The sequence below is a fragment of the Xanthomonas sp. WHRI 8393 genome (assembly GCF_040203315.1).
GTDB lineage: Bacteria > Pseudomonadota > Gammaproteobacteria > Xanthomonadales > Xanthomonadaceae > Xanthomonas > Xanthomonas arboricola.
Map to the genome: position 1 here is coordinate 103,936 of NZ_JBEGGL010000002.1, position 22,325 is coordinate 126,260.

At 66.2% G+C, this 22,325-nt stretch carries 17 protein-coding genes and 1 riboswitch; of the genes, 6 read left to right on the forward strand and 11 right to left on the reverse strand.

Annotated features, from left to right (window positions below):
* Window positions 1–7 precede the first annotated feature (7 nt).
* Entirely contained in the window at window positions 8–2,941 is a 2,934-nt protein-coding gene (gene gcvP / locus ABQ137_RS06360; protein ID WP_349781632.1) for an aminomethyl-transferring glycine dehydrogenase, read from the reverse strand.
* A gap of 98 nt (window positions 2,942–3,039) precedes the next feature.
* Window positions 3,040–3,154: riboswitch (glycine riboswitch) on the reverse strand.
* Window positions 3,155–3,410: 256 nt separating this feature from the next.
* Between gcvP and ABQ137_RS06365 the strand changes: the two genes are divergently transcribed.
* Together ABQ137_RS06365 and ABQ137_RS06370 are read left to right on the forward strand one after the other, a co-directional pair.
* On the forward strand, window positions 3,411–4,664 hold the full coding sequence (locus ABQ137_RS06365) for a multidrug effflux MFS transporter (protein WP_024939474.1): 1,254 nt from the start codon (window positions 3,411–3,413) through the stop codon (window positions 4,662–4,664).
* A gap of 16 nt (window positions 4,665–4,680) precedes the next feature.
* Window positions 4,681–5,082 (forward strand): hypothetical protein, encoded by a 402-nt coding sequence (locus ABQ137_RS06370; RefSeq protein ID WP_016901679.1) that lies wholly within the window; start codon window positions 4,681–4,683, stop codon window positions 5,080–5,082.
* Window positions 5,083–5,201: 119 nt separating this feature from the next.
* Here ABQ137_RS06370 and ABQ137_RS06375 read toward each other — a convergent pair whose 3' ends face one another.
* From ABQ137_RS06375 to ABQ137_RS06395, 5 genes are all read right to left on the reverse strand, one after another.
* Window positions 5,202–7,136 carry an XVIPCD domain-containing protein gene (locus ABQ137_RS06375; RefSeq protein ID WP_349781634.1) on the reverse strand — a complete coding sequence of 645 codons (1,935 nt, stop codon included), beginning with the start codon at window positions 7,134–7,136 and terminating at the stop codon, window positions 5,202–5,204.
* Between the two features lie 129 nt (window positions 7,137–7,265).
* Window positions 7,266–9,284 carry a M2 family metallopeptidase gene (locus ABQ137_RS06380; protein ID WP_349781636.1) on the reverse strand — a complete coding sequence of 673 codons (2,019 nt, stop codon included), beginning with the start codon at window positions 9,282–9,284 and terminating at the stop codon, window positions 7,266–7,268.
* 1,214 nt (window positions 9,285–10,498) lie between these two features.
* Window positions 10,499–12,154, reverse strand: a complete 1,656-nt coding sequence (locus ABQ137_RS06385) for a phosphoethanolamine transferase (RefSeq protein ID WP_065049271.1) — start codon at window positions 12,152–12,154, stop codon at window positions 10,499–10,501.
* The gene (locus ABQ137_RS06390) at window positions 12,151–12,915 is read right to left on the reverse strand and encodes a phosphatase PAP2 family protein (protein WP_184516510.1); all 765 of its coding nucleotides are present in this window, start codon (window positions 12,913–12,915) and stop codon (window positions 12,151–12,153) included. The genes ABQ137_RS06385 and ABQ137_RS06390 overlap by 4 nt, the downstream gene beginning before the upstream one ends.
* Before the next feature lie 101 nt (window positions 12,916–13,016).
* Window positions 13,017–14,750: an ArnT family glycosyltransferase gene (locus ABQ137_RS06395; protein ID WP_184615364.1), complete on the reverse strand. Its 1,734-nt coding sequence runs from the start codon at window positions 14,748–14,750 to the stop codon at window positions 13,017–13,019.
* Window positions 14,751–14,886: 136 nt separating this feature from the next.
* Between ABQ137_RS06395 and ABQ137_RS06400 the strand changes: the two genes are divergently transcribed.
* A complete protein-coding gene (locus tag ABQ137_RS06400; protein WP_016901685.1) occupies window positions 14,887–15,603 on the forward strand; it encodes a response regulator transcription factor in 717 nt (238 codons plus the stop codon).
* On the forward strand, window positions 15,596–16,891 hold the full coding sequence (locus tag ABQ137_RS06405) for a sensor histidine kinase (protein ID WP_184516516.1): 1,296 nt from the start codon (window positions 15,596–15,598) through the stop codon (window positions 16,889–16,891). Before ABQ137_RS06400 ends, ABQ137_RS06405 begins: the two co-directional genes overlap by 8 nt.
* Window positions 16,892–17,068: 177 nt before the next feature.
* Here ABQ137_RS06405 and ABQ137_RS06410 read toward each other — a convergent pair whose 3' ends face one another.
* The 5 genes from ABQ137_RS06410 to ABQ137_RS06430 form a co-directional block, all read right to left on the reverse strand.
* Window positions 17,069–17,560: a hypothetical protein gene (locus ABQ137_RS06410; protein ID WP_102252572.1), complete on the reverse strand. Its 492-nt coding sequence runs from the start codon at window positions 17,558–17,560 to the stop codon at window positions 17,069–17,071.
* 69 nt (window positions 17,561–17,629) lie between these two features.
* The gene (gene minE, locus ABQ137_RS06415; protein ID WP_005994583.1) at window positions 17,630–17,887 is read right to left on the reverse strand and encodes a cell division topological specificity factor MinE; all 258 of its coding nucleotides are present in this window, start codon (window positions 17,885–17,887) and stop codon (window positions 17,630–17,632) included.
* 2 nt (window positions 17,888–17,889) lie between these two features.
* Window positions 17,890–18,699: a septum site-determining protein MinD gene (gene minD, locus ABQ137_RS06420; protein ID WP_046342008.1), complete on the reverse strand. Its 810-nt coding sequence runs from the start codon at window positions 18,697–18,699 to the stop codon at window positions 17,890–17,892.
* A gap of 35 nt (window positions 18,700–18,734) precedes the next feature.
* Complete coding sequence (gene minC, locus ABQ137_RS06425) at window positions 18,735–19,478, reverse strand: septum site-determining protein MinC (protein ID WP_046342009.1); 744 nt, start codon at window positions 19,476–19,478, stop codon at window positions 18,735–18,737.
* A 3-nt stretch (window positions 19,479–19,481) separates the two neighbouring features.
* The gene (locus ABQ137_RS06430) at window positions 19,482–20,081 is read right to left on the reverse strand and encodes a GNAT family N-acetyltransferase (RefSeq protein ID WP_024939465.1); all 600 of its coding nucleotides are present in this window, start codon (window positions 20,079–20,081) and stop codon (window positions 19,482–19,484) included.
* A 226-nt stretch (window positions 20,082–20,307) separates the two neighbouring features.
* On the opposite strand from ABQ137_RS06430, the gene ABQ137_RS06435 reads away from it, so the two are divergent.
* Together ABQ137_RS06435 and ABQ137_RS06440 are read left to right on the forward strand one after the other, a co-directional pair.
* A complete protein-coding gene (locus ABQ137_RS06435; RefSeq protein ID WP_016901692.1) occupies window positions 20,308–21,504 on the forward strand; it encodes a sensor histidine kinase in 1,197 nt (398 codons plus the stop codon).
* The gene (locus tag ABQ137_RS06440) at window positions 21,504–22,145 is read left to right on the forward strand and encodes a response regulator (RefSeq protein ID WP_016901693.1); all 642 of its coding nucleotides are present in this window, start codon (window positions 21,504–21,506) and stop codon (window positions 22,143–22,145) included. Before ABQ137_RS06435 ends, ABQ137_RS06440 begins: the two co-directional genes overlap by 1 nt.
* Window positions 22,146–22,325 lie beyond the last annotated feature (180 nt).

The following is a 22,325-nucleotide window of genomic DNA, read 5'->3' on the forward strand; positions in this document are numbered from 1 at the left end:
GTGGCGCTTACGCCTCCACGTCGTCCTTGTACGCATCCACCGGGATGCAGGCGCACATCACGTTCTTGTCGCCGTAGACGTTGTCCACGCGCGCCACCGGCGGCCAGTACTTCTGCTGCTTGAGGCTGGGCAGCGGGAAGGCGGCCAGTTCGCGCGGGTAGGCGTGGGTCCACTCGCTGGCCGACACCTGGGTGGCGGTGTGCGGGGCGTGCTTGAGCGGATTGTCGTCGCGGTCCAGGCGGCCGTCTTCGATGGCGCGGATCTCTTCGCGGATCTGGATCATCGCGTCGATGAAGCGGTCCAGTTCGTGCTGCGATTCGCTTTCGGTCGGCTCCACCATCAAGGTGCCGGCGACCGGGAAGCTCAGCGTCGGCGCGTGGAAGCCGAAGTCGATCAGGCGCTTGGCGATGTCTTCGGCACCGATGCCGCTGGTCTTTTCCAGCGGGCGGATGTCGAGGATGCATTCGTGCGCCACCAGGCCGTTGCGGCCGGTGTACAGCGTCTTGTAGTGCGGCGCCAAGCGCTTGGCGATGTAGTTGGCGTTGAGCAGGGCCACCTGGGTCGCCTTGCGCAGGCCGCCGCTGCCCATCATGGTCACGTACATCCAGCTGATCGGCAGGATCGAGGCCGAGCCGTAGGCCGCCGCGCTGACCATGCCGCCAATGCGCGAGGATTGTCCACTCCCGCTTTCGGAGTTGAGTCCGCCGCCATGGATGGCGGCAGTTTGACCTTCGCCGTCATGGATGCCGGCACGAGGCAGGTATGGCGCCAGATGCGACTTCACCGCGCAGGGGCCCACACCCGGGCCGCCGCCGCCATGCGGAATGCAGAAGGTCTTGTGCAGGTTCAGGTGCGACACGTCCGAGCCCCACTTGCCGGGTTTGGCCACGCCGACCAGGGCATTCATGTTGGCGCCGTCGGTGTAGACCTGGCCGCCATGCGCATGCACGGCTTCGCAGATCGCCACCACGTCCTCTTCGAACACGCCGTGGGTGGACGGGTAGGTGATCATCAACGCGGCCAGACGCTCGGAGTACTTTTCCGCCTTGGCGCGGATGTCGTCGACATCGACATTGCCGTTGGCATCGCACTTGGTCACGACCACGGTCATGCCGCACATCTGCGCCGACGCCGGATTGGTGCCGTGGGCGGATTCGGGAATCAGGCAGATGTCGCGATGCGCTTCACCGCGCGCGCGGTGATAGGCACGGATCGCCAGCAGGCCGGCGTACTCGCCCTGCGCGCCGGAGTTGGGCTGTAGGCTCACCGCGTCGTAGCCGGTGCATTCGACCAGCATCGCTTCCAGCTCCTCGATCAGCTGCGCGTAGCCGGCCGACTGCTCGGCCGGGGCCAGCGGATGGATCGCGCCGAACTCGGGCCAGGTCACCGGGATCATTTCGGCGGTGGCGTTGAGCTTCATCGTGCAGCTGCCCAGCGGGATCATGGTGCGATCCATTGCTAGGTCCTTGTCGGCCAGCGAGCGCATGTAGCGCAGCAGTTCGTGCTCGCTGTGGTGGGTGTTGAACACCGGGTGTGTCAGGAACGCGCTGCTGCGCAGCAGGCCGTGCGGCAAGGCGTCGGCGGTGGCGGCATCGAGTGCGTCCACATCCGCCTGCGCGCCGAACAACGCGGCCAGTGCGACCACATCGGCGCGCGTGCTGGTTTCATCCAGGCTGATGCCGACCGCTTCGCTGTCGATCGCGCGCAGGTTGATGCCGGCGGCGCGGGCCTTGGCGTGGATGGCCTCGGCATCGATCGCCTTGACGTGCAGGGTGTCGAAGAACTGCTCGCCCACGGTGACACCGGCGCCGCGCAGGGCGGCGGCCAGGATCGCGGCAAGGCGATGCGTGCGCCGCGCGATGCGGGTCAGGCCCTCGGGGCCGTGGTAGACCGCGTACATCGAGGCCATCACGGCCAGCAGCACCTGCGCGGTGCAGATGTTGGAGGTGGCCTTCTCGCGGCGGATATGTTGCTCGCGCGTCTGCAGGGTGAGGCGGTAGGCCGGGTTGCCGGCGGCATCGATCGACACGCCGATCAGGCGGCCCGGCATCGAGCGCTTGTAGGCATCGCGACAGGCCATGAACGCGGCGTGCGGGCCGCCGAAGCCGAACGGCACGCCGAAGCGCTGCGAATTGCCGACCACGATATCGGCGCCCCATTCGCCGGGTGCGGCGATCAGGGTCAGCGCCAGCAGGTCGGTGGCCACCGCGACCAGGCCGCCTTGCGCGTGCACCGCATCGGCCAGCGCAGCGTGATCGCCGATGTGCCCGAAGCTGTCCGGGTACTGCAGCAGCACGCCGAAGCACTCGGCCTGCAAGGCCTCTTCCGGCGTGCCGACGCGCAGCACGATGCCCAGCGGCTCGGCGCGGGTGCGCAGCAGTTCCAGCGTCTGCGGGTGCACCGCGTCATGCACAAAGAAGGTGTCCGACTTCGACTTGGCCGAGCGCTTGGCCAGCGTCATCGCTTCGGCCGCGGCAGTGGCCTCGTCCAGCAGCGAGGCGTTGGCGATCTGCATGCCGGTGAGGTCGGTGCACAGGGTCTGGAAGTTGATCAGCGCTTCCATGCGGCCCTGCGAAATCTCGGCCTGGTAGGGCGTGTAGGCGGTGTACCAGGCCGGGTTTTCCAGGATGTTGCGCAGGATCACCTTGGGCGTATGGGTGCCGTAATAGCCCTGGCCGATGAAGCTGCGCTGCACCTGGTTCTTGCTGGCGATGGCGCGGATCTTGGCCAGCGCCTCTTCTTCGGTGATCGCCTCGGGCAGCGCCAGCGCCGCTGGCGACTTGATGTTGCCGGGCACGATCGCATCGGTCATCGCATCCAGCGAGGCGTGGCCGACCACCTCCAGCATCTGTGCGATTTCTGCGTCGTTGGGGCCGATATGGCGTTCGACGAACGCACTGTGGTGTTCGAGGTCGCGCAAGGAAGACGTGGTCTGGGACATGGCGGGCATCCGGGGCAGGGGGCAGACGAATGGTCGACAACCACCGGACCGGCGTGACGCGCGCAGCGCATCACCTCCTGTCGCAGCGACAGTCTTCCTCGCGCCCCTCTGTCCTTTTGCCTGAGAGTTTAAGAACGCGGCATGGCGCTGGGCCTGCCTGCGTTCCGTGCCCCTTCGGCGCCGGCATCGGCCGGTCTCTCCAGAGTTGTACTGCGGATGGTATCGGGCCTGAGCGATTACGGGCTGTTGCGCCTTCGGCAGCGGCAGTGCCGCTTCTCCCACCGTGTTGCCGGCCGATTATAGCCTGCGTGCGCACGCGCCGGAGCGCACGCGGCAGGCCATGCGCTCGGGTTTGCTTAACCTTGCAACGGCGAGCGCCTATCATCGACGCCCTTGTGCCCATCCCGACGCCGCCCCCAGGGCGGCGCCGGCGTGCGTCCCCCCGATGCACCACGTTTCGGATCCCTGCATGACCCCCACCACGCCTTCCACCCGTCGCATGGCGCTGCTGCTCGCCGGGTTGGCGATGTTCGGCCCGTTTTCCATCGACACCATCTTCCCGGCGTTCTCGCGGCTCAGCCGTAGCCTGGCGGTGGACGAGGTGGCGATCCAGCAGACCATCAGCGTCTATCTGCTCGCCTACGGGCTGATGAGCATCGCGCACGGCCCGCTGTCCGATGCCTGGGGCCGCAAGCGGGTGATCCTGGGCGGGCTGGTGCTGTTCATCGCCGGCTCGGTGGGCTGCGCGCTGTCACAGGACCTGCCCACCCTGCTGGCATTCCGCGCGCTGCAGGGGCTGTCGGCCGGGGTGGGCATGATCGTCGGGCGGGCGGTGATCCGCGACCTGTTCCAGGGGGCGGACGCGCAACGGCTGATGAGCCAGGTGTCGATGATCTTCGGCATCGCCCCGGCGATCGCGCCGATCATCGGCGGCTGGATCCTGCTCAGCGGCGCCGGCTGGCCGCTGATCTTCTGGTTCCTGGTGGCGTTCGGGCTGGTGCTGCTGGTGGCCACGCTGACCTGGCTGCCGGAGACCCACCCGCCGGAGGCGCGCACGCCGCTGCAACTGCGCCGCCTGATGCACGACTACGTGCGGATCGGCTTCAACCCGCGTTTCCAGCGGCTGGCCGCGGCCGGTGCGTTCAACTTCGCCGGCATCTTCCTGTATATCGCCTCGGCGCCGGTGCTGATCATGCGCCACCTGCACCTGGGCGAGGGCGACTTCGCCTGGTTGTTCATTCCCACCATCGGCGGCATGACCCTGGGCTCGTTCCTGTCCGGGCGCATGGCCGGCAGCATGGACCCGGTGCGGCAGATCCGCATCGGCTTCATCTGCTGCGGCGTGGCGGCGCTGGCGAACCTGGGCTACACCATGACGGCGGCGCAGATCGCGCTGCCCTGGGCGGTGCTGCCGATCTTCCTGGCCGGCGTGGGCATGGCGCTGATCTTCCCGATCCTGGCGCTGGCGGTGCTGGACATGTACCCGCATCAGCGCGGCCTGGCCTCCTCGCTGCAGGCCTTCACCCAGCTGATGACCAATACGCTGGTGGCCGGGGTGCTGTCGCCGCTGCTGAGTGAACACCCGCGCCATCTGGCGATCGGCATGACCGGTTTTTTCCTGCTGGGCTGGCTATTCTGGCGCTGGGAACGCCGCAGCGGCCGCCGTCTGCGCCGCCGCCAGGCCGAGGAGGCAGTGCCTCTGGAGCCGGCCGACCATCTCTGACCTCACAGGAGCCTGCATGTCCACCGATTCCAAGCTGCGCCGCGATGCCCGCAAGCGCGCCGCCGAGCGCCAGCGCAACCAGGCCGCCGCCAATCCCGCGCCGGTCTCGCCGATCGAGCCGCATGCCGAACTGCGCGACCAGCAACGCACGCTACTGGCCGGCATTGTCCGCCGCGACGGCGAATGGGTGCTGGGCATGGACGGCCGCATTGCCGGCGAAAGCACCAGCGCCGCCCAGGTGCTGGCCCTGATCATGCGCGCGGCCGAGCTGCACGAACGCCAGGGCACGCCGGTGCGGCTGACCTATTCGGACGCGCTCAAGGACGCGGCGCATGCCGAGGCGGCCGCCGATGGCAGGGATTTCGAGGCGTTCCGGATCGAGTTCGCGCAGAAGCTGGTGCCTGCGCGCACCAACTGAGGTCATAACGCAGCGGTGTCGGCGAGACCGGCTCCGGACACGGCCCATTCCGCGTCAGCGGGCAGTGTTCGGTGCTGACCTGCGCCAGCGCTTGGCTGCGGATCAGCCAGCGCGCTGAATCAGCGCGCCGGTGCCTGTCGCTGGACGTCCTGCTGCTGCGCCTGTTCCTGCGCTGCGGCGTTGCGATCCTGCTCGGCGCCCACTGCCTGCGCGCGCTGCAGGCTGTGGTCCACCGGCGTCTGCTGCGCGGCCTGGGCATCGAAGGGTCCGCGCAGGTGCGCCGGCGAATCCAGCGCTCCCTGGACCACGAAGCCCTGTGCCGGGTCGCGGCCGAGCACCACGTGGTCGACGCGCTGCAGCCCGTGCTCGCGTGCGGCCACCAGCGCGCCGGCTGCCAGGCGCTCGCTGTCCGCATCGGGTACGCGGCCGCGCGCGGCCTCCAACTGCTCCACCGCTGCGGTGCATTGGCTCAGCAGCGCATGGTCCGGACTGGCCGGATTGCGCGGATCCGCCGCCGCGGTTTCCGCAGCCGCCTGGCGCGGAAGCGCCTCGGCATCGATGCGCTGCAACCGGCCGTCGTATGTCCCATCGGCGCCGTCGGCGATGCGCTGCAGCCGCTCGACGAACGGATACGGCTCGCCGCCCACATTGCGCGCCATCGCGATCGCGAAGCGTTCGGGTGACTGCGGTGCGGCGTTGCGGTCGCCGACCAGCGCCGTCAGCGAGCTGCCGCCGATCCTGCCGGCTTCGACGCTGGCCTGGGTCTGCTGCATTAGCGCCTGCATCTGCGCCTCGCTGAAGGCCAGCGTGGTCTTCTGCCCTGCCGCAATCGCACCGGTGCCCGCCATGTCGCCGCTCAGCGCGCTGTTGAGATTCTGTGCAATCGCCTTCTCCTCGCTGGCCTCGTTGCGCCCGCCCAGGCGTTGCAGCAGCCCCGGCGCGGCGACATCACCATCGATCTCGAAGCGGTAGCTGCGTTCCTGCACGCGTTCGGTGTCGTTGCCGTCGTACTGGCGCACGATCGTCAGCGGCACGTTGCCGCCGTATTGCAGCTGCTGCACCACGGTGTAGCCGTCCTGGCCCGGTGTGCTGATGCGCACCTGGCTGCCCTGATTCCGGTTGCCGGCCACATCGGCGCTGAGCGGGCCCAATTCCAGCTGCAGACGCTGCTGCGAGCTGAAACTGATCCGCTCCACCGTCTGTAGCTCATCGACGCCGGGCACACCCGGTGCCATCTTGCCCTCGCGTATGAACGCGCCCATGGCTGCACGCGCACGCGGATCGGCCAGGTCGAATTGCGCGCTCTCCACACGCGACTGGCCCAGGGCGTCGGCGCGCCCGAGCAGGGCCTGCGCCGGTCCCACCTTGACGCCAACGGCGTTCACTGCCTCGATGGCTGCATTGGGCCCGGTCACCACACGCACGTGGCGCTCGTCCACGCGCTCGATCAGGTAGCTGCGGCCGCTGGCTTCGGTGATCTCGCTTTGCATGGTGAGGTGTTGCAGACTCGCCGAGGCGTCGCGCTGGGTGTAGGTCTGGGCGTCCATCACTGCGCGCGCGCCGATCGGCAGGCTCTCCGGCTGCAGCGGATTGACGCGGGTGGCAGCCTCTGCAGGCTGGTCGGCACCGGGCAGCGTCAGTGCGTAACGCATGCGCTGCCCGGCACTGGTGCTGGTCTCGATGCTCAGCTTGCTGTCGCCGAGCTTGGTCTGCAGGCGTTGCTGCTGGCCGGTGTTGGCATCGGCCTCGAGGTTGAAGGTGGTGGTCTCCGCTTCGGCGTCGCTGAGCTTGCCCAGGCCGAGCGAGCGGCTGGTGCGCAGGCTGTTTTCGCCCAGCGGCTGCGTCGGACTGCCGCTGCTCTGCTGGCTGGTATGGGAATACTTGACCGTCTGATCTTCGGGGCTGAGCTCGATGTTGCTGCCGCCCACTTCCAGCGCGTAGTCGCTGCTCTTGCTGCTGTAGATCGGGTCGAATGCGCGATCGTTTGCGTCGTCGATGAACTGCTTGTTGCGGTCCGCGTCGCGCGGGTCCGGGCCGGTGGAGGGGTTGTTCACTGGATGCATCCTGCATGCTGCGCCGGTGCAGCGGGCGCGCAGTATATCGCCGGCGTTTTGTGCGTTTATCAAATCAACGTTATGCGACGGCCAGGTGAGGGCCGCCGCATTCCGCGCGAAGCGCGTGCGTCAGTGCGTTGCGGCGGGCACAGGCGTCGTGCTGGCGGCCGCGGGTGCGTTCGCCTGCCAGCCGCACAATTTCCCCTGGTTCTGCTGCTTCAGCCACTCGTTCATCGGTGCGAAATATTCCAGCATCGGGCCGGCATCCAGGCGGTCGTTGCCGGTAAGTTCCTTCAGCGTGGTCTGCCAGGGTTGGCTCGAGCCCCGTTGCAGCATCGACCAGAACTTCTGCCCGGCGTCCTTGTTGCCGTAGAAACTGCACTCATACAACGGGCCTTGATGGCCGGCGGCTTCGCACAGGCCCTTGTAGAACTGGAACTGCAGGATGTGCGCAAGAAAATACCGGGTGTACGGCGTGTTGCCGGGCACATGGTACTTGGCGCCGGCATCGAAGAACTCTTCGCCGCGTGGGTTCGCCGGTGCAACGCCCTGGTACTTGGCTTTCAGTTCCCACCAGGCCTGGTTGTAACGCTCGGGGGGGATCGAGCCGTCGAACACGCCCCAGCGCCAGCGGTCGATCATCAGCCCGAACGGCAGGAAGGCAACCTTGCTCAGCGCCATGCGCATCTGCGAATTGATCAGCGCCTCGCGGCTGGTTTGCTGTTCGCCCACCATGTCGATCGACTGCAGATACTTGGGCGTCATCGCCAGCACGATGGTGTCGCCGATCGCTTCGTGGAAACCGTCGTTGGCGCCGTTCTGGAACAGTGGCGGCAGCGGGTTGTAGGCCAGGTCGTAATAGATGTGCCCAAGCTCGTGATAGATGGTGGTGAAATCTTCTTCGGTCGGCTTGATGCACATCTTGGTGCGCACGTCCGCACCGATGTTCTGGGTCGCTTCGCCGCCCATGTTCATGTCCCATGCGCTGGCATGGCAGACCACGTCGCGGTCCAGCGGTTTGATGAACTGCGAACGCTGCCAATAGGTGTCGGGGAGCTTGGGCATGCCGAGCGAGGTGTAGAAATCCTGCGCACGTTCGGTCATCTGTTTTGCGGTGCGCAGCTGCGCTTCGCGCTCGGCCTGGAAGCGTGCGCCACTGCCGCCCTCCGTGCCGGTAGTGCGCGCCAGCACCGCACTCAGGTTGCCCTGGTACTGTTTTTCCAGCGCAGCGGTGATGTCCAGGTCGCCGGCACCCGGGTATGGCTGCAGCAGGTCCCACAGATTGCTCCAGTCCTGCTGCCACATGTTGCCCATCAGATGTGCGGGCAACATGCCTCCGGCGAGCTCGCCCTTGTCCTTGCCGTACTGCGTATCGAGCTTGCCGCGCGCATAGCACTGCAGTTGTGCGTATAGCGGCTTGACCTGGTCCCAGAGACGGTCGGTCTCGCTGGCCAGTTGCGCTGGCGGCATGTCGTAACCGCTGCGCCACAGCACGCCGACATCGGCAAAGCCCAGCCCGCGCGCGCCCTCGTTGGCGAGCTCGACAAAGCGCTGGTAGTCCTTGCGCATCGGGACTGCAGTGCCATGCCAGCCCTGCCAGGCATCCAGCTGTTCGGCGTAATCACGGCTGCTGGCCAGCACCTGTTCCAGCTCGCCAAGCTGGCGGCAGCGGCGTTGTTCGCCATCGTCCACGCAATAACTGGCCGCACCATAATCGCCTTCCATCTTGGCGGCGATCCGGGTGAGCTCTGCCAGCTTGGCCGGGTCGCGTGGGGCGGGCAGGGCGCTCATCAATTTCAGCAGTTGCAATGCACGCGCGCTGTCGGCCGACATCGGGGTGCCTGCATACTGCTTGGATTGTTCGATCCAGTGGTCCAGTTGCGCCAGCGAGCGTTCGTTGGCCTTGGCGGCCAGCAGCTGCGAGTCGCCGTTGATGTAGGTCGAGGACAACCATTGCGCGGCGGTGAGTTCCGGGTAAGCGGCCTTGTACTCGGCGCTGATGCGCGCGACGAACTGGTCGGCGCTTTCCTCCGGCGCGGTTTTGGTGGCAGCGGGCTTGGCGGGTGCTGCCGCGTCCTGACGGCAGGCCGACAACGACACGGTGCCGGCGGCCACGGCCAGCGCCAGCCACAACAAACGAGGATTCACGGGTGGTCCTTGCGGTGAAGTCCGACGCAGGCTAGAGCGCGTCGGGTTCCACCGCAAGCGCTGTCACGGTGTACGCGACTCGGACGGCTGCAAATCCATCTGTGCTCGTCAGAGCAAGTGCCACATTGGCGTGCTCATCGCAGGCGGGCACGGCCGTTACCTGTTTGCTCGCGATGTACTGCCAGTTGCTTCAAGACTGGGGGGCCGATGGCATTGGGTTGATGGAGCGGTGCAGGCGGATCAGTTGCAGAGCGGATGATCTGCCGCTTGGCTGCAAGGCCCTCGCCCGCCCACCATCGCGGGACACGCCGCAAGTACGTCCGTGTAGGCTCTTACGCGGCATCCATGCCGCGTAAGGTCCCGCGACGGTGAGCGGGCAAGGACCAGTGGAGATGGTCGGTGTGCACGGTAAGAGCAGTGCGTGATGCGCGTTGTTCGATACTCGACGTCCGACACACGCGCGACAAGCAGCTTTTCACGAGATTGCTTTTGGTGTCGTGCTCCAAAGGACTGGACGACGCTGATGTATCAGCTGCAAAGCGGTTGATCTGCCGCTTGGCTGCGGGGCCCTTGCCCGCCCACCCTCGCAGGACACGCCGCAAGTACGTCCATGTAGGCTCTTACGCGGCATCCATGCCGCGTAAGGTCCCGCGAGGGTGGGCGGGCAAGGACCAGTCGAGATGGTCTGTGTGCACGGTAAGAGCAGTGCGTAATGCGCGTTGTTAGATGCTCGAAGTCCGACACACGCGCGACAAGCAGCTTGTCACGCGTTGTTTTGGGTGTCGTGCTCCAAAGGTCTGGACAGCGCGGATAGATCGGCTACAGAGCGGATGATCTGCGGCTGGGTTGCAGGGCCTTTGCCCGCCCACCCTCGCAGGACACGCCGCAAGTACGTCCATGTAGGCGCTTACGCGGCATCCATGCCGCGTAAGGTCCCGCGACGGTGGGCGGGCAAGGACCCGTCGAGATAGTCGGTGTGCACGGTAAGAGCAGTGCCTGATGCGCGTTGTTCGGAGCGTCGTGCGTCCGAAAATCTTTCCATCGCAAGCCGCGCAGCAAGTCTTCAAAAAAGAAGCCGACCAACTTACTGGCGCGGTGTCCTCGCCGGCATGGATGCCGCCAAGGAACCTCCACGGGAGGATTCACGGCGTATCGCGCGAGCGGCTAGGGCACCGTGCCTTCGATAAGCCATGCTTGAAGAAATTCAGTCGCGTCTATCCCGTGCATTGCGCGAACAGATCGCGCTCGCGTGCATAGGCGCTGGTCTTGACCTGCATCAGACCGAGCACCGACGGAAACAGCGCGTCCTGATCGGTGTACTGGCCGGCACGGTGGCGCAGGCAGGTTTCGTCCAGGCCGCGGTCACGTGCGAACTCCGGCGAGAACCACATCACCATCGGCACGTGGGTCTGTTCCTTGGGCGCGATCGCGTAGGGCACGCCATGCAGGTAGAGGCCTTTTTCGCCCAGCGATTCGCCGTGATCGGAGAGGTAGATCATCGCGGTGTCGTAGTCCTGCAGCCCGCGCAGCGTGTGGATGGCCTGGTTGAGGAAGTGATCGGTATAGGTGATGGAATTGTCGTAGGCGTTGACGATGTTCTGGCGGCTGCAACTGCCCAGGTCGGCGGTCTTGCACACCGGTTTGAAGCGCTCGAACTGTGCCGGGTAGCGTTCGAAGTAACTCGGTCCGTGGCTGCCGAGTTGATGCAGCACCACCACGCGGTCGCCGGGCTTTGCGCGCACTTGCGCAGCCAGGTCGCTCAGCAGGATCTCGTCCATGCAACGGCCATCGGCGCACAGCCCTGGCGTGGTGGCATCGTCCAGCTTCTGGATGTCCAGGCCATCGCAGACGCCCTTGCAGCCGGACTGGTTGTCGCGCCACAGCGTGGAAATGCCGGCGTGTTCGAGCACATGCAGCAGCGACTGGTGGCCGCGGATCGTGTCCTCGTTGTAATCGCGGCGGCCGAACGGCGAAAACATGCACGGCACCGAGACCTCGGTGCTGGTGCCGCAGGAATGCATGTCGGGGAAATTGATCACCCCGGCCTGGGCCAGCTCGGGCGTGGTCTGGCGCGCATAGCCGTTGAGGCCCCAGTTCTGCGCACGTGCGGTTTCGCCCAGCACCACCAGCAGCAGGCGCGGACGGCTTCCCGGTGCACGTGGTGTGGCCATGGCATCGTGTTCGACCGGTTGCTTGGGCGCATGCTTGATCGGCGAATCGGATTTGAGGTTCTGCCGCAGCGCCACGATGTAGTTGATCGGCGTGGCCAGGTAGCGCACCTCGCGGTGATTGCGCATCAATGCCGAGACGTCCTGCGACGACAGCATCGCGCCGGCCGCGCCGACCACTGCCACCACCAGCAAGAAGCCGGCGCGGATTGCCAGTGATCTGCCGATGCTGCGTGCCTGCAGGCGCGTGCGCCACAACAGCGTGGCCGGAATCAGGAAGTAGCACAGCAGCGGCAGGATCAAGCCGGGCGTGAGCAGTTCGCGCGATTCCTTGTGGTCGGTATGCAGCACATTGCGCAGCATGTCCGCATCCAGGTAGACGTTGTAGCTGTCCATGTAGTGCGCAGCCAGCGCGGTGGTGAACAGCAGCAGCGTCAACAGCGGCTTGGCGTTCCAGCGCCACACCAGCAGGCCCAGCAATAACGCATGCACGGCCACCAGCAAGGCCATCAACGAGATGGCAAACCCGAGACTGCCCGGATGCGTGGCCATGGCCGTGTGCCAGAACAGCTGGTTGCACACCAGTGCGAAGAACAGACTCGACAACAACACCAAGGTTTCGGTCGAGACCGTCGGTCGCGTCGTCCAGCTCAGTGCGCGCAGGCGCTTGAGCCCACGCGATTGCGGTAGATAGGTACTCATGCTGCATCCCCCGATTGCAACACCACATCATTGGCGCGATGCGGTCGAGCCAGCATCACGCAGTACAGTGCAAGTGCAGTTCCCCAACACACCGCCAGCGACCACAGGTCGTGCGACAGAAAATGCGCGCCGCGTAATTGCTGCGCAATCCCGAATAACAAGCCTGCCGCGATGCCCAGCCACAATGCAGGAACACGCCACGCAGGACGCAGTGCTAGCGCACAGAAATACAAAGCCACCCACGCATAACCGGCACTGGCGTGGCCTGCAGGGAAACAACCGGACGCAGCAATGCCGTTGCGCGATTCGAATAGCCCGATCATTGGATGGGTGCCGCCATAACGGCTTAAATCCCATGGGCAATCCATCGCCGTCCACGACTTGAGCAAGGAAACAAGCGACGTCGACAAGGCGATTGAGGTCGCGAGATATGTCAATGGCCAGCGCATTGCGCGCAGACGTTGGTTGCACCAAGCAAGCACAGCCAGCACCAATACACCGATGGCTGTAGCCGTGCTCAACCACTTTCCAATGCGATGGACGAGGTCGCTGGTAAACCAGTGGTCTTTCAGTAGCCAGTGTCCGCCTTCCAGTCGATACAGCGCATCGGCAATCCATTGGTCACCGCCGAGGTTCATCAATAGCGCACTGAGCAGTGCCACGCATGCCAGCGGAAGCCACAGGTGCAGAGCAAGAAATCGCGTCTGCAGCAATGCGAAAGAGCGCGCTGATCTCGGCGCGTAAATGGGAAGCGTGGTCATCGAAGAATCGGGCTGGTCGTCATTACCCTGCATCTTCGAAAGCGGCATGTCGGAAAGTGGTCGGACCCGAGTTGCGCGAACGTTAACGTTTATCGGGTATATCAATCCGCGTCGGAATCCGCACTTATCTCCTTTTCATCGGATATTCGTGAGATGCAGTCGACATGCCATGCCGTGCCGTGTATTAACTGCCATTGATTGCGGTTGGACTCGCCAATATCGATCCGTTGCGCCGGATCGATGCACGCCGGTACCGCCTGCTTGAGGACGAACAGCCAACGACGCTCAGGTGCGTGTGCAAGCCATGGACCGGCCTTGGCCCACTGCTGCTGCCAACTCGCCTTGAAGCCGAAGTCGGTGACCGGTCGATCCGCCTGCAGCATGTTCTGCTCGCGCCAGGCCAGCATGCCGAGCTCGGCCTCCGGGCCGATGCGCTGTCCCACGCGCTGCATCAAGCGGGCGGCAGAACTGTAAGGGTCCAGTGCCGGCATCAAGCCCAGGCCGTACACGCTCCATAGTGCGGCGGTCACCACCACCACCGCGGTACCGGTGCGCTTGCCACGCGACCATGCAATTGTCGCCAGGCCGACCACGCCCAGCCCGATCAACCAGAGACCCACCGATCGCAGCGAGGCCAACTCCATCCCGCGCTGCAGGGCGGTGTTTTCCGCCCAGTGCAGATGCAGTGCGATACCGCTGCCCAATGCAAGAGCGGCCAGCGCAAGCAGCAGCAGGTAGCCGGTCAGCAACACGCGGACGCCACGTTTGCGCAGCAGCCCGGCCAGAAGCGGTGCAGCGGCGATGCACAGGGCCGGCAGCATCGGAAAGATATAGACCTCGCGCTTGCCCGGGCTGGCGCTGAAGAACACCAGCACCAACACGCTCCAGGCAAGCAGCAACAGATAGCGCTGGTCGCCGCGTCGCAGCCGTCGCCACCAGGCCGGCAGCAACCAGGGCAACAGCAGGCAGCCGGGCAACCACAGCGTGGCGATCACCTGCAGGTAGTACCAGGCCGGCTTGACATGATGCCAGGCGTGCGCATAACGGGTACCGGTCTGCTTGAACAACAACTCGTGCGCGTAGGCATGCAGCGCCGGGTCGTTGCTCTGCCACAACGCGATACCCAGCGGACCGAGCCATACCGCGGTCCCCGCCAGGAACGCGGGCAGCACCAGCAACCAGCTGCGCCCGGCCTGTGCGCGTGCCGGCAGCACGCGCCAGTGCCTGCGCGGCAGCGCCATCCACGGCAGCAACAGCAGCAAGGGCAGAAAGCCCACGCCCTTGGTCACCGTGCCCACGCCGGCGGCGAACAATCCCAGCGTCCATGCGCGCCAGTCCGGCCCGCGCAGCAGATGCCGCAGCATCCCCCACAACGACAGCGTGGTCAGCGCCACCAGCACCATGTCGATCTGCGCACGCTTGGCCATCAGGCCGAACTGCAGCACCGCAAACAACGCAAGTACCGCATGCCGCGCCACGCGTCGGTTCCATAATCGCCGCGCGATGTCCCAGGTCAGCCATAACGTGGCGAGCGCAGCCAGCAGCGAAGGCAGCAGGAACGCGACCGACCAGTGCGGCACCAGCTCGTAGCTGGCTGCCTGCAACCACATGAAGACCGGCGGCTTTTCGGCGTACAGCTCGCTGCCCCGGTGCGGCAATAGCCACTGACCGGTCGCGACCATGCTGCGTGCGGCCAGCACAAAGCGCGGCTCGTCCGGCGGGTTGGGCTGGCGCAGGCCCAGCCCGGCCAGCAGGCTGACGATGATCAGCAACACGGCGGCGAGCAGTGCACGCTGGCGGGAAGTGGCGGCGGAGATGGCAGGCGACACGCGCACGCCCCGATCGGTGGGGCGCCACACTATCCGGCAAGCAGGTCGGAATTTTGTCGGAACCATCCAGAGCGGCTGTGTTCGGCCAGGCTCGGTTAGGATGCGCACATCGTCCCTGCCGGGCCGCCCTGGAAACGCGCTCATGCGGCTGCTGGTCATCGAAGACAACCGCAACATGGTTGCCAACCTGTTCGACTATTTCGAAGCGCGCGGGCACACCCTGGACGCAGCGCCCGACGGCATCACCGGCCTGCATCTGGCCACCACCCAGCAGTACGACGTGCTGGTGCTGGATTGGATGATGCCGCGCATGGACGGCCCGGAAGTGCTGCGCCGCCTGCGCGAGCAGCACCAGTCCGAGCTGCCGGTGATCATGCTCACCGCCCGCGACGAGCTGCCCGACAAGATCGCCGGCTTCCGGGCCGGTGCCGACGACTATCTGACCAAGCCGTTCGCGCTGCCGGAACTGGAGGTCCGCATCGAGGCCCTGCTTGCGCGTGCGCATGGGCGCCGACGCGGCAAGTTGCTGCAGGTGGCCGATCTGCGTCTGGACCTGTCCACGCTGGAAGCCACCCGCGCCGGCCAGGTGCTGCACCTGTATCCGGCCTGCCGCAAGCTGCTGGAAGTGCTGATGCAGGCCAGCCCCGCCGCGGTCACCCGCCAGCGGCTGGAGCAATCGCTATGGGGCGACGATCCACCCGATGGCGACATGCTGCGCTCGCATATCTATGAGTTGCGTCGCAGCGTGGATGGCCCGTTCGCGCAGAAACTGATCCACACCCTGCCGCGGTTGGGCTATCGCCTGGCGCCGCTGGAAGGTGCCGGCGATCCGGCCGCGGGCGAGTGCAGCGATGCTTAGGCAGCGCCCGTTGGGCCGCCGCGTGCTGGTGTGGTTGTTCGGCTACACGCTGCTGATGGTGCTGGCGGTGTTCGGCACCGCGCAGTATCTGCACGAACGCGCAGAACACGGCGTGTGGCGCTCGTTGTTGAATTCGGAGCTGGACAGCATCCTGGATCGCAGTGCGCAGAATCCGGATTACCGCTGGCAGGACTCGGACACCCTGCGGCTGTATCGCGTCGACGGCAGCGCGGCAGTGCCGCCGGTCCTGCGCACGCTGCATCCCGGCCTGCACGACGAGCTGGAAATCGCCGGCCGCCAGAGCGCGGTGATGGTGCGCGACACGCCGCATGCCGGGCGCCTGGCGCTGGTGCTGGACATCACCGATTTCGAAGCGCTTGAGCAGTTCATCACCCGCTGGATGCTGGCTGCAGGCGTCGCGCTGATCGGCATCACCTTGCTGATGGGGACTTATGCGATGGCGCGGCTGGTGCGCCCGCTGGTGGAGCTGGCGCGCGACATCGGCGCGCTGCGTCCGGAGCGGCGTGCGCAACGCATTGCTGTTGGCCCGCAGGGCAGCGCCGAGCTGTACGTGATTGCCGACGCGCTCAACGACTATCTCGATCGCAACGGCCAGTTCGTCGAACGCGAACGCGCCTTCATCGACAGTGCCAGCCACGAGTTGCGCACCCCGCTGGCGGTGATCGGCAACGCCGCTGAACTGGCGCTGGAGCAAGCCGGCACACCACCGGCGGTGCGCCACCAGCTGGAGCGCATCGCCCAGACCAGCGCCGCGGTGGAGCAGTTGATCACCTTGTTGCTGGTGCTGGCCAAGGACCCCGGCCGGCTGACGCGCACCAGCGATACGCTGCGTCTGGACCAGTTGCTGCCGGAGATCGTCGCCGACCACGCGCATCTGCTCGCCGACAAGGACCTGCAGGTACTCACCGATCCGCTTCCGCCATGCAGCCTCACCGCACCGGTGGCGATCGTGCAGACCGCCATCGGCAACCTGTTGCGCAACGCGATCGAGAACAGCGACCGCGGCATCATCCGCGTCTCGCTATCGGCACCAGGTGTGGTGCGCATTGCCGACCCGGGCCACGGAATGACGCCGGAGGAGATCAGCGCGATCTACGCGCGCCTGGCGCGCGGCAACGCACGCCAGGGCAACGGCATCGGGCTGGAACTGATCGGACGGCTCTGCGAGCATCTGGGCTGGCATCTGAACCTGGATTCCAATGCCGGGCAGGGCACGGTGGCGACGCTGGACCTGTCCGGGGCATTGGCCGCGACAGCGAAGGGATGATGGGGCAGTCACGCAGGCGGTGACATCGCACGTGGTCGCGCACACGCCGCGTGTGCGGCATCTGCCAGCGCCCGACGGCTGTTTACTACTTCGTGGCAGCCACTGCGTTGAGTGGACGCATCGACTGATCTCGAGAGCCGCATCCAGCGCAACGCCCCTCGACCACGGCGCGGGCACTCAGGCCGGCAGCAAACCGCGCGCGCTCAACCAGCTGCGCGCATTTTCCGCGTCCTGCTCGAACCAGGCACGCGTGGATCCCAGCCGGTAGGTGTAGCCCCAGGTGTCCATGTCGGTCATCAGGCGCGCGCTGCCCACGCCCGGCAATTGCTCGGCCAGCAGGATCTGCAGATAACAGGTGGCGTCTTCCTCATCCACCGAATCGGTGGCGTCGGTATGCACAGCCGCGCGTTTGTCGGCCGGCAGGACGATCAGGTGCCCGGCCTCGTGCAACAGCGAATGCACCGGCGTGTCGTCACGCACATAGACATCGCAGCCGATGATGCCGGCTTCCGGTTCGCCCCAGAAACTGCCGGGGATCGGCGCGCCGGCTTCCACGCGATGCAGGCGCAGGCCATAGCGGGCGAGCAGCGCGGCCGGCGCGTCCAGGCCGATATCGCCCACGCACAACACGCTGGCTGGCTCGGGGCTGGGAGAGGAATCGATGGTCACACGCAAGGGCTCGCGGTCGGTTCGGGCCGTCAAGGCGGCACCGTGCAAACACGGTGCCGCAGGGAACGCTTACTTGTCGCCGTCTTCGGGCAAGGCAACCGAAATATCGAGCACGTCATGCTCGCCATCCTTGACCAGATCAACCCGCACCGCATCGGCGTCGATGTTGACGTACTTCTTGATCACTTCCAGCAATTCGCGCTGCAGCAGCGGAAGGTAATCCGGCCCGCCGCGGTGGTTGCGCTCCTGCGCAATGATGATCTGCAGGCGGTTCTTGGCCGTCTCGGCGGTGTTCTTCTTGCTCTTGAGAAAATCGAGCAGGCCCATGCTTACCCTCCGAACAGCTTGCTGAAGAAGCCTTTCTTCTCCACGGATGTGAATCGCATCGGGCGCTCTTCGCCCATGATGCGGGCGACCGCGTCGTCGTAGGCCTGGCCGGCCGGGGACTCGGCATCCAGGATCACCGGCTCGCCCTTGTTGGAGGCGTTGAGCACATCGCCGGATTCGGGAATCACGCCGATGGCCTTCAGCCCCAGCACTTCCTCCACGTCGGTGATGCTGAGCATCTCGCCGCCTTCCACGCGGCCCGGGCTGTAGCGGGTCAGCAGCAGGAAGGCCGGCACGGTCTGGCCTTGCTCTGCCTTGCGGGTCTTGGAATCGAGCAGGCCGATGATGCGGTCCGAGTCGCGGACCGAGGAAACTTCCGGATTGACCACCACCACCGCACGGTCGGCGAAATACATCGCCAGGAACGCGCCTTTCTCGATGCCGGCCGGCGAATCGCAGACGATGTAGTCGAAGCCGTCGGCGGCCAGGTCCTTGAGCACCTTCTCCACGCCTTCCTGGGTCAGCGCGTCCTTGTCGCGGGTCTGCGAGGCAGCCAGCACGTACAGGTTGTCGAAGCGCTTGTCCTTGATCAGCGACTGCTTGAGCGTGGCTTCGCCATGCACGACGTTGACGAAGTCGTACACCACGCGCCGCTCGCAGCCCATGATCAGGTCCAGGTTGCGCAGACCGACGTCGAAGTCGATGACGGCGACCTTCTTGCCGCGCCGTGCCAGCCCGCAGGCCAGGCTCGCGCTGGTGGTGGTCTTGCCAACGCCGCCCTTGCCGGAGGTGACTACGATGATTTCAGCCAAAGGATTTCTCCGAATATTTCTGTGGTTGGGCTGCGTCAGTCCAGCGCAGCGATCTTGATCTGATCCTGCTCCAGCCAGACCTGGACGGCCTTGCCACGCAGGTCCATGGGAACATCGTCCAGCACCTTGTAGTGGCCAGCGATGGCAACCAGTTCGGCGTGGAAGTCGCGGCAGAAGATGCGCGCGTCAGGGTTGCCCTGGGCGCCGGCCAACGCGCGGCCACGCAGGGTACCGTAGATATGGATGCTGCCGTCGGCGATGACCTCCGCCCCGGCACCGACCGTACTGAGCACAGTCAGGTCGCAGTTCTCCGCATACAGCTGCTGGCCCGAGCGCACCGCGTTGCGTTGCATGCGTCCAGGCGCCGGCCGCGCCGCGGGCGCTGCGGGTTCGGCACGCGCCGGTGGTGGCGGCGGCGGCGGGCTCACCGCGGTCGGCTCGTATTGCGCACGGAACTTGGCCAACAGCGGCACGCCGAGCTGCTGCGAGAGCAGGTCGATCTCGCTGGTGCCGTAGGCCAGTGCCACCGGCAACACGCCGGCATCGCGCAGGCCGTCCAGCAGCGCCTTGGCCGTAGCCAGGTCCGGTACCTGCGACAAGCCGCCGAAATCCAGGATCACCGCCGCGCGTCCGAACAACTTCGGCGCGCGGGTCACGCGCTCGCGCATCTCGCGCACCAGGCGCGGCACGTCCAGCGTGCGCACGCGCAGGTTGGCAATGCCCACCTGGCCGATCTTCAGTTCGCCGGCCTGTTCAAAATCCACATTCACGCTCGCCACGCCTCAGCTCCCCGTCGACGGGTTGTCGGTGGCGGCGGCATGACGCGGCCGGCCGACCCACGGCAGGTGGTCGGGCAACTTGCCGGCATAGGTCTCCTTGACCCACGGATAGCTGCACATGTCTTTCATCAGCATGCTGGCGCGCACCTCGACATCGGCCATGGTGTTCTGGCCGACCTCGCGGAAGCCGAAGCTGCCATGGAACAGCAGCGCCGCATCGGCGCCATGGTCCAGGAACACCTCGCAGGCCAGTTGCGGGTAGCGCAACTCGGTGTAGCTCTGCACATCGGCGTAGAACGCACGCCCGACGCCACCGCCGCGACGGCGGCTGGCGACCACGATGCGGTCGATATAGAAGAATTCCGGGTAACGGTCCCGGAACCAGGCGAAATTGCTGCTGTCATGCGCACTGCCGCTGCCGAACCCGACCAGGAACCCGGCCAGGTTGCCGTCGCGCTCGGCGACGCGGAAATATTCGGCCTGCTCGTAGAAACGTTGCAGCTTGGTTGAATCCAGCGGCAGGATTGCCAGTCCGGCATTGTTGTTCAGGGCCAGGACGGAATCGAGCTCGTGCTCGCGCACGTCGCGGATAACGATCGACATTGGGACTCCGTGGGGTAACGCTCTCGACCCGAAATCGGATCTGCGTCGGATTATTGCATGCGTGGCCTGAAGCGGCGACCCGCCGTGTGCTGCCAGCCAGGCATGAGAACCGACTGCAGCATGCCAATGCCGGCAGCTCCTGCTGCCAGGCCCGGCGCGCCATGCCACACGCATGCATGACTTCCGGCAAGAGGGCAGCCGCCCGGCGAGCGCCTAAGATGCCTGCATGTTGGGATACCTCAGTCATACGCGCGTCCTGCGCTTCGCCGGCCTGTTCACCTGGGCAATGATCGCCATGCCCTTGGTGTACACCTACTGGCCGGCGGCCGAAGAGGGCGACCACCGCAGCGTGGCCGAAGGCCTGCTGATGTCGGCGTTCTTCGTCGGCTTCGGCGCCAGCTACTTCTGGCTGACCCGCGGCCTGAGCAGCGGCGGCCATGCGCATTGGTACGACCGGCTGATCCTGCTGCTGCTGACCATCTTCGCGCTGGCGGTCAGCTATCTGAGCGGGACCGGGCTGGGCAGCATCCTGATGATGGTGGCGGCCGGGGTGATCCCCTGGCTGCTGCCGCTGCGCATCGGCGTGGCCTGGCTGGTGCTCAGCCAGCTGGCGGTGCTGCCGGTGTTCTATTACCTGCGCCCGGACTTCACCCTGTTCGCCGCGCTGATGCAGTCGCTGCTGTACGGCGGCTTTTCGATGTTCATCTTCGTGACCAGCCTGGTCGCGCGCCAGCAGACCGATGCCCGCGAAGAACAGCGCCGGCTCAATGCCGAGCTGCGCGCCACCCGCGCGCTGCTGGCCGAAAGCGCCCGCGTCAACGAGCGCACCCGCATCTCGCGCGAGCTGCACGACCTGCTCGGCCACCACCTCACCGCGCTGAGCCTGAACCTGGAAGTGGCCGGCCACATCACCGACGGCCAGGCCCAGGAGCACGTGCGCCAGGCGCATACGCTGGCCAAGCTGCTGCTCACCGACGTGCGCGAAGCGGTCAGCCACCTGCGCGACAGCGGCGCGATCGATCTGGAAGCGGCCCTGCGCCCGCTGGTGACCCAGGTGCCGTCGCTGGACATCCACCTGGACATCGCCCAGCCGCTGACCCTGGACGACCCCGAACGCGCCCACGTGCTGCTGCGCTGTACCCAGGAAATCATCACCAATGCGGTGCGCCATGCCGGTGCGCGCAATCTGTGGATCCAGGTGCGGCGCGATGCCGACACCGTGTTGATCGACGCGCGCGACGATGGCCATGGCGCCGACACGGTGGCGCCCGGCAACGGGCTGCGCGGCATGCGCGAGCGGCTGAACCAGTATGGTGGTCAGCTCGAGATTCAAACCCGGCGGGGTGACGGCTTCGGCCTGCGCATCTCCGTCCCAGGCGCGCCGGCACTGATGCCTGCGGCCGTGACTCAAGGAGTGTTCTGATGATCCGTGTGTGCCTGGTCGACGACCAAACCCTGGTACGCCAGGGCATCCGCTCGCTGCTGGCGCTGGATAACGGCATCGAGGTGGTGGCCGAGGCCTCGGACGGCAAGCAGGCGGTCGAGCAGATCCCGCAGGTCCAGCCCGACGTGGTGCTGATGGACATGCGCATGCCGGTGATGTCCGGCCTGGAGGCGCTGCAGATGCTCTCGCGCAACGGCACGCTGCCGCCGACCATCATCCTGACCACCTTCGACGACGACCAACTGGTGCTGGCCGGGTTGAAGGCCGGCGCCAAGGGCTACCTGCTCAAGGACGTCTCGCTGGAACAACTGGTCGGCGCGATACGCACCGTGGCCGACGGCGGCTCGCTGGTGCAGCCGGCGGTGACCCAGCGCCTGCTGTCGGGCCTGGAGCACATGCGCAACGAGTTCGTCAGCCTGGACCGGCCCGATCCGCTGACCGACCGCGAGACCGAGATCCTGCGGCTGATGGCCAGCGGCTTCTCCAACAAGGAGATCGCCAACTCGCTGGGCGTGGCCGAGGGCACCATCAAGAATCACGTCTCCAACATCCTGTCCAAGCTCGGCGTGCGCGACCGCACCCGCGCGGTGCTGAAGGCCTTCGAGCTGCAATTGGTCTGATCGGCAGCGCAGGTGGCGCGGCATGCGGCATGGCGGCCACGCGTGCGCGACGCTGCGCGTACGCCAGGGCACCCGGCGGGGTGGTCTGGTCGTTTCCGACCTGATCACGCACGCGGCCGGGAGGCAGAACGTGGCGCCGGCGGCAATCGCATCACACACAGGCATCGCGCGATGTGCATG

Excerpts from the sequence above, each read along its gene's own strand:
- ABQ137_RS06370 (WP_016901679.1), top strand. The coding sequence starts at position 4,681 with ATGTCCACCGATTCCAAGCTGCGCCGCGATGCCCGCAAGCGCGCCGCC.
- ABQ137_RS06435 (WP_016901692.1), top strand. The coding sequence starts at position 20,308 with ATGTTGGGATACCTCAGTCATACGCGCGTCCTGCGCTTCGCCGGCCTG.
- gcvP (WP_349781632.1), bottom strand. The coding sequence starts at position 2,941 with ATGTCCCAGACCACGTCTTCCTTGCGCGACCTCGAACACCACAGTGCG.
- ABQ137_RS06405 (WP_184516516.1), top strand. The coding sequence starts at position 15,596 with ATGCTTAGGCAGCGCCCGTTGGGCCGCCGCGTGCTGGTGTGGTTGTTC.
- ABQ137_RS06400 (WP_016901685.1), top strand. The coding sequence starts at position 14,887 with ATGCGGCTGCTGGTCATCGAAGACAACCGCAACATGGTTGCCAACCTG.
- ABQ137_RS06385 (WP_065049271.1), bottom strand. The coding sequence starts at position 12,154 with ATGAGTACCTATCTACCGCAATCGCGTGGGCTCAAGCGCCTGCGCGCA.
- ABQ137_RS06440 (WP_016901693.1), top strand. The coding sequence starts at position 21,504 with ATGATCCGTGTGTGCCTGGTCGACGACCAAACCCTGGTACGCCAGGGC.
- ABQ137_RS06430 (WP_024939465.1), bottom strand. The coding sequence starts at position 20,081 with ATGTCGATCGTTATCCGCGACGTGCGCGAGCACGAGCTCGATTCCGTC.
- minE (WP_005994583.1), bottom strand. The coding sequence starts at position 17,887 with ATGGGCCTGCTCGATTTTCTCAAGAGCAAGAAGAACACCGCCGAGACG.
- ABQ137_RS06365 (WP_024939474.1), top strand. The coding sequence starts at position 3,411 with ATGACCCCCACCACGCCTTCCACCCGTCGCATGGCGCTGCTGCTCGCC.
- ABQ137_RS06390 (WP_184516510.1), bottom strand. The coding sequence starts at position 12,915 with ATGACCACGCTTCCCATTTACGCGCCGAGATCAGCGCGCTCTTTCGCA.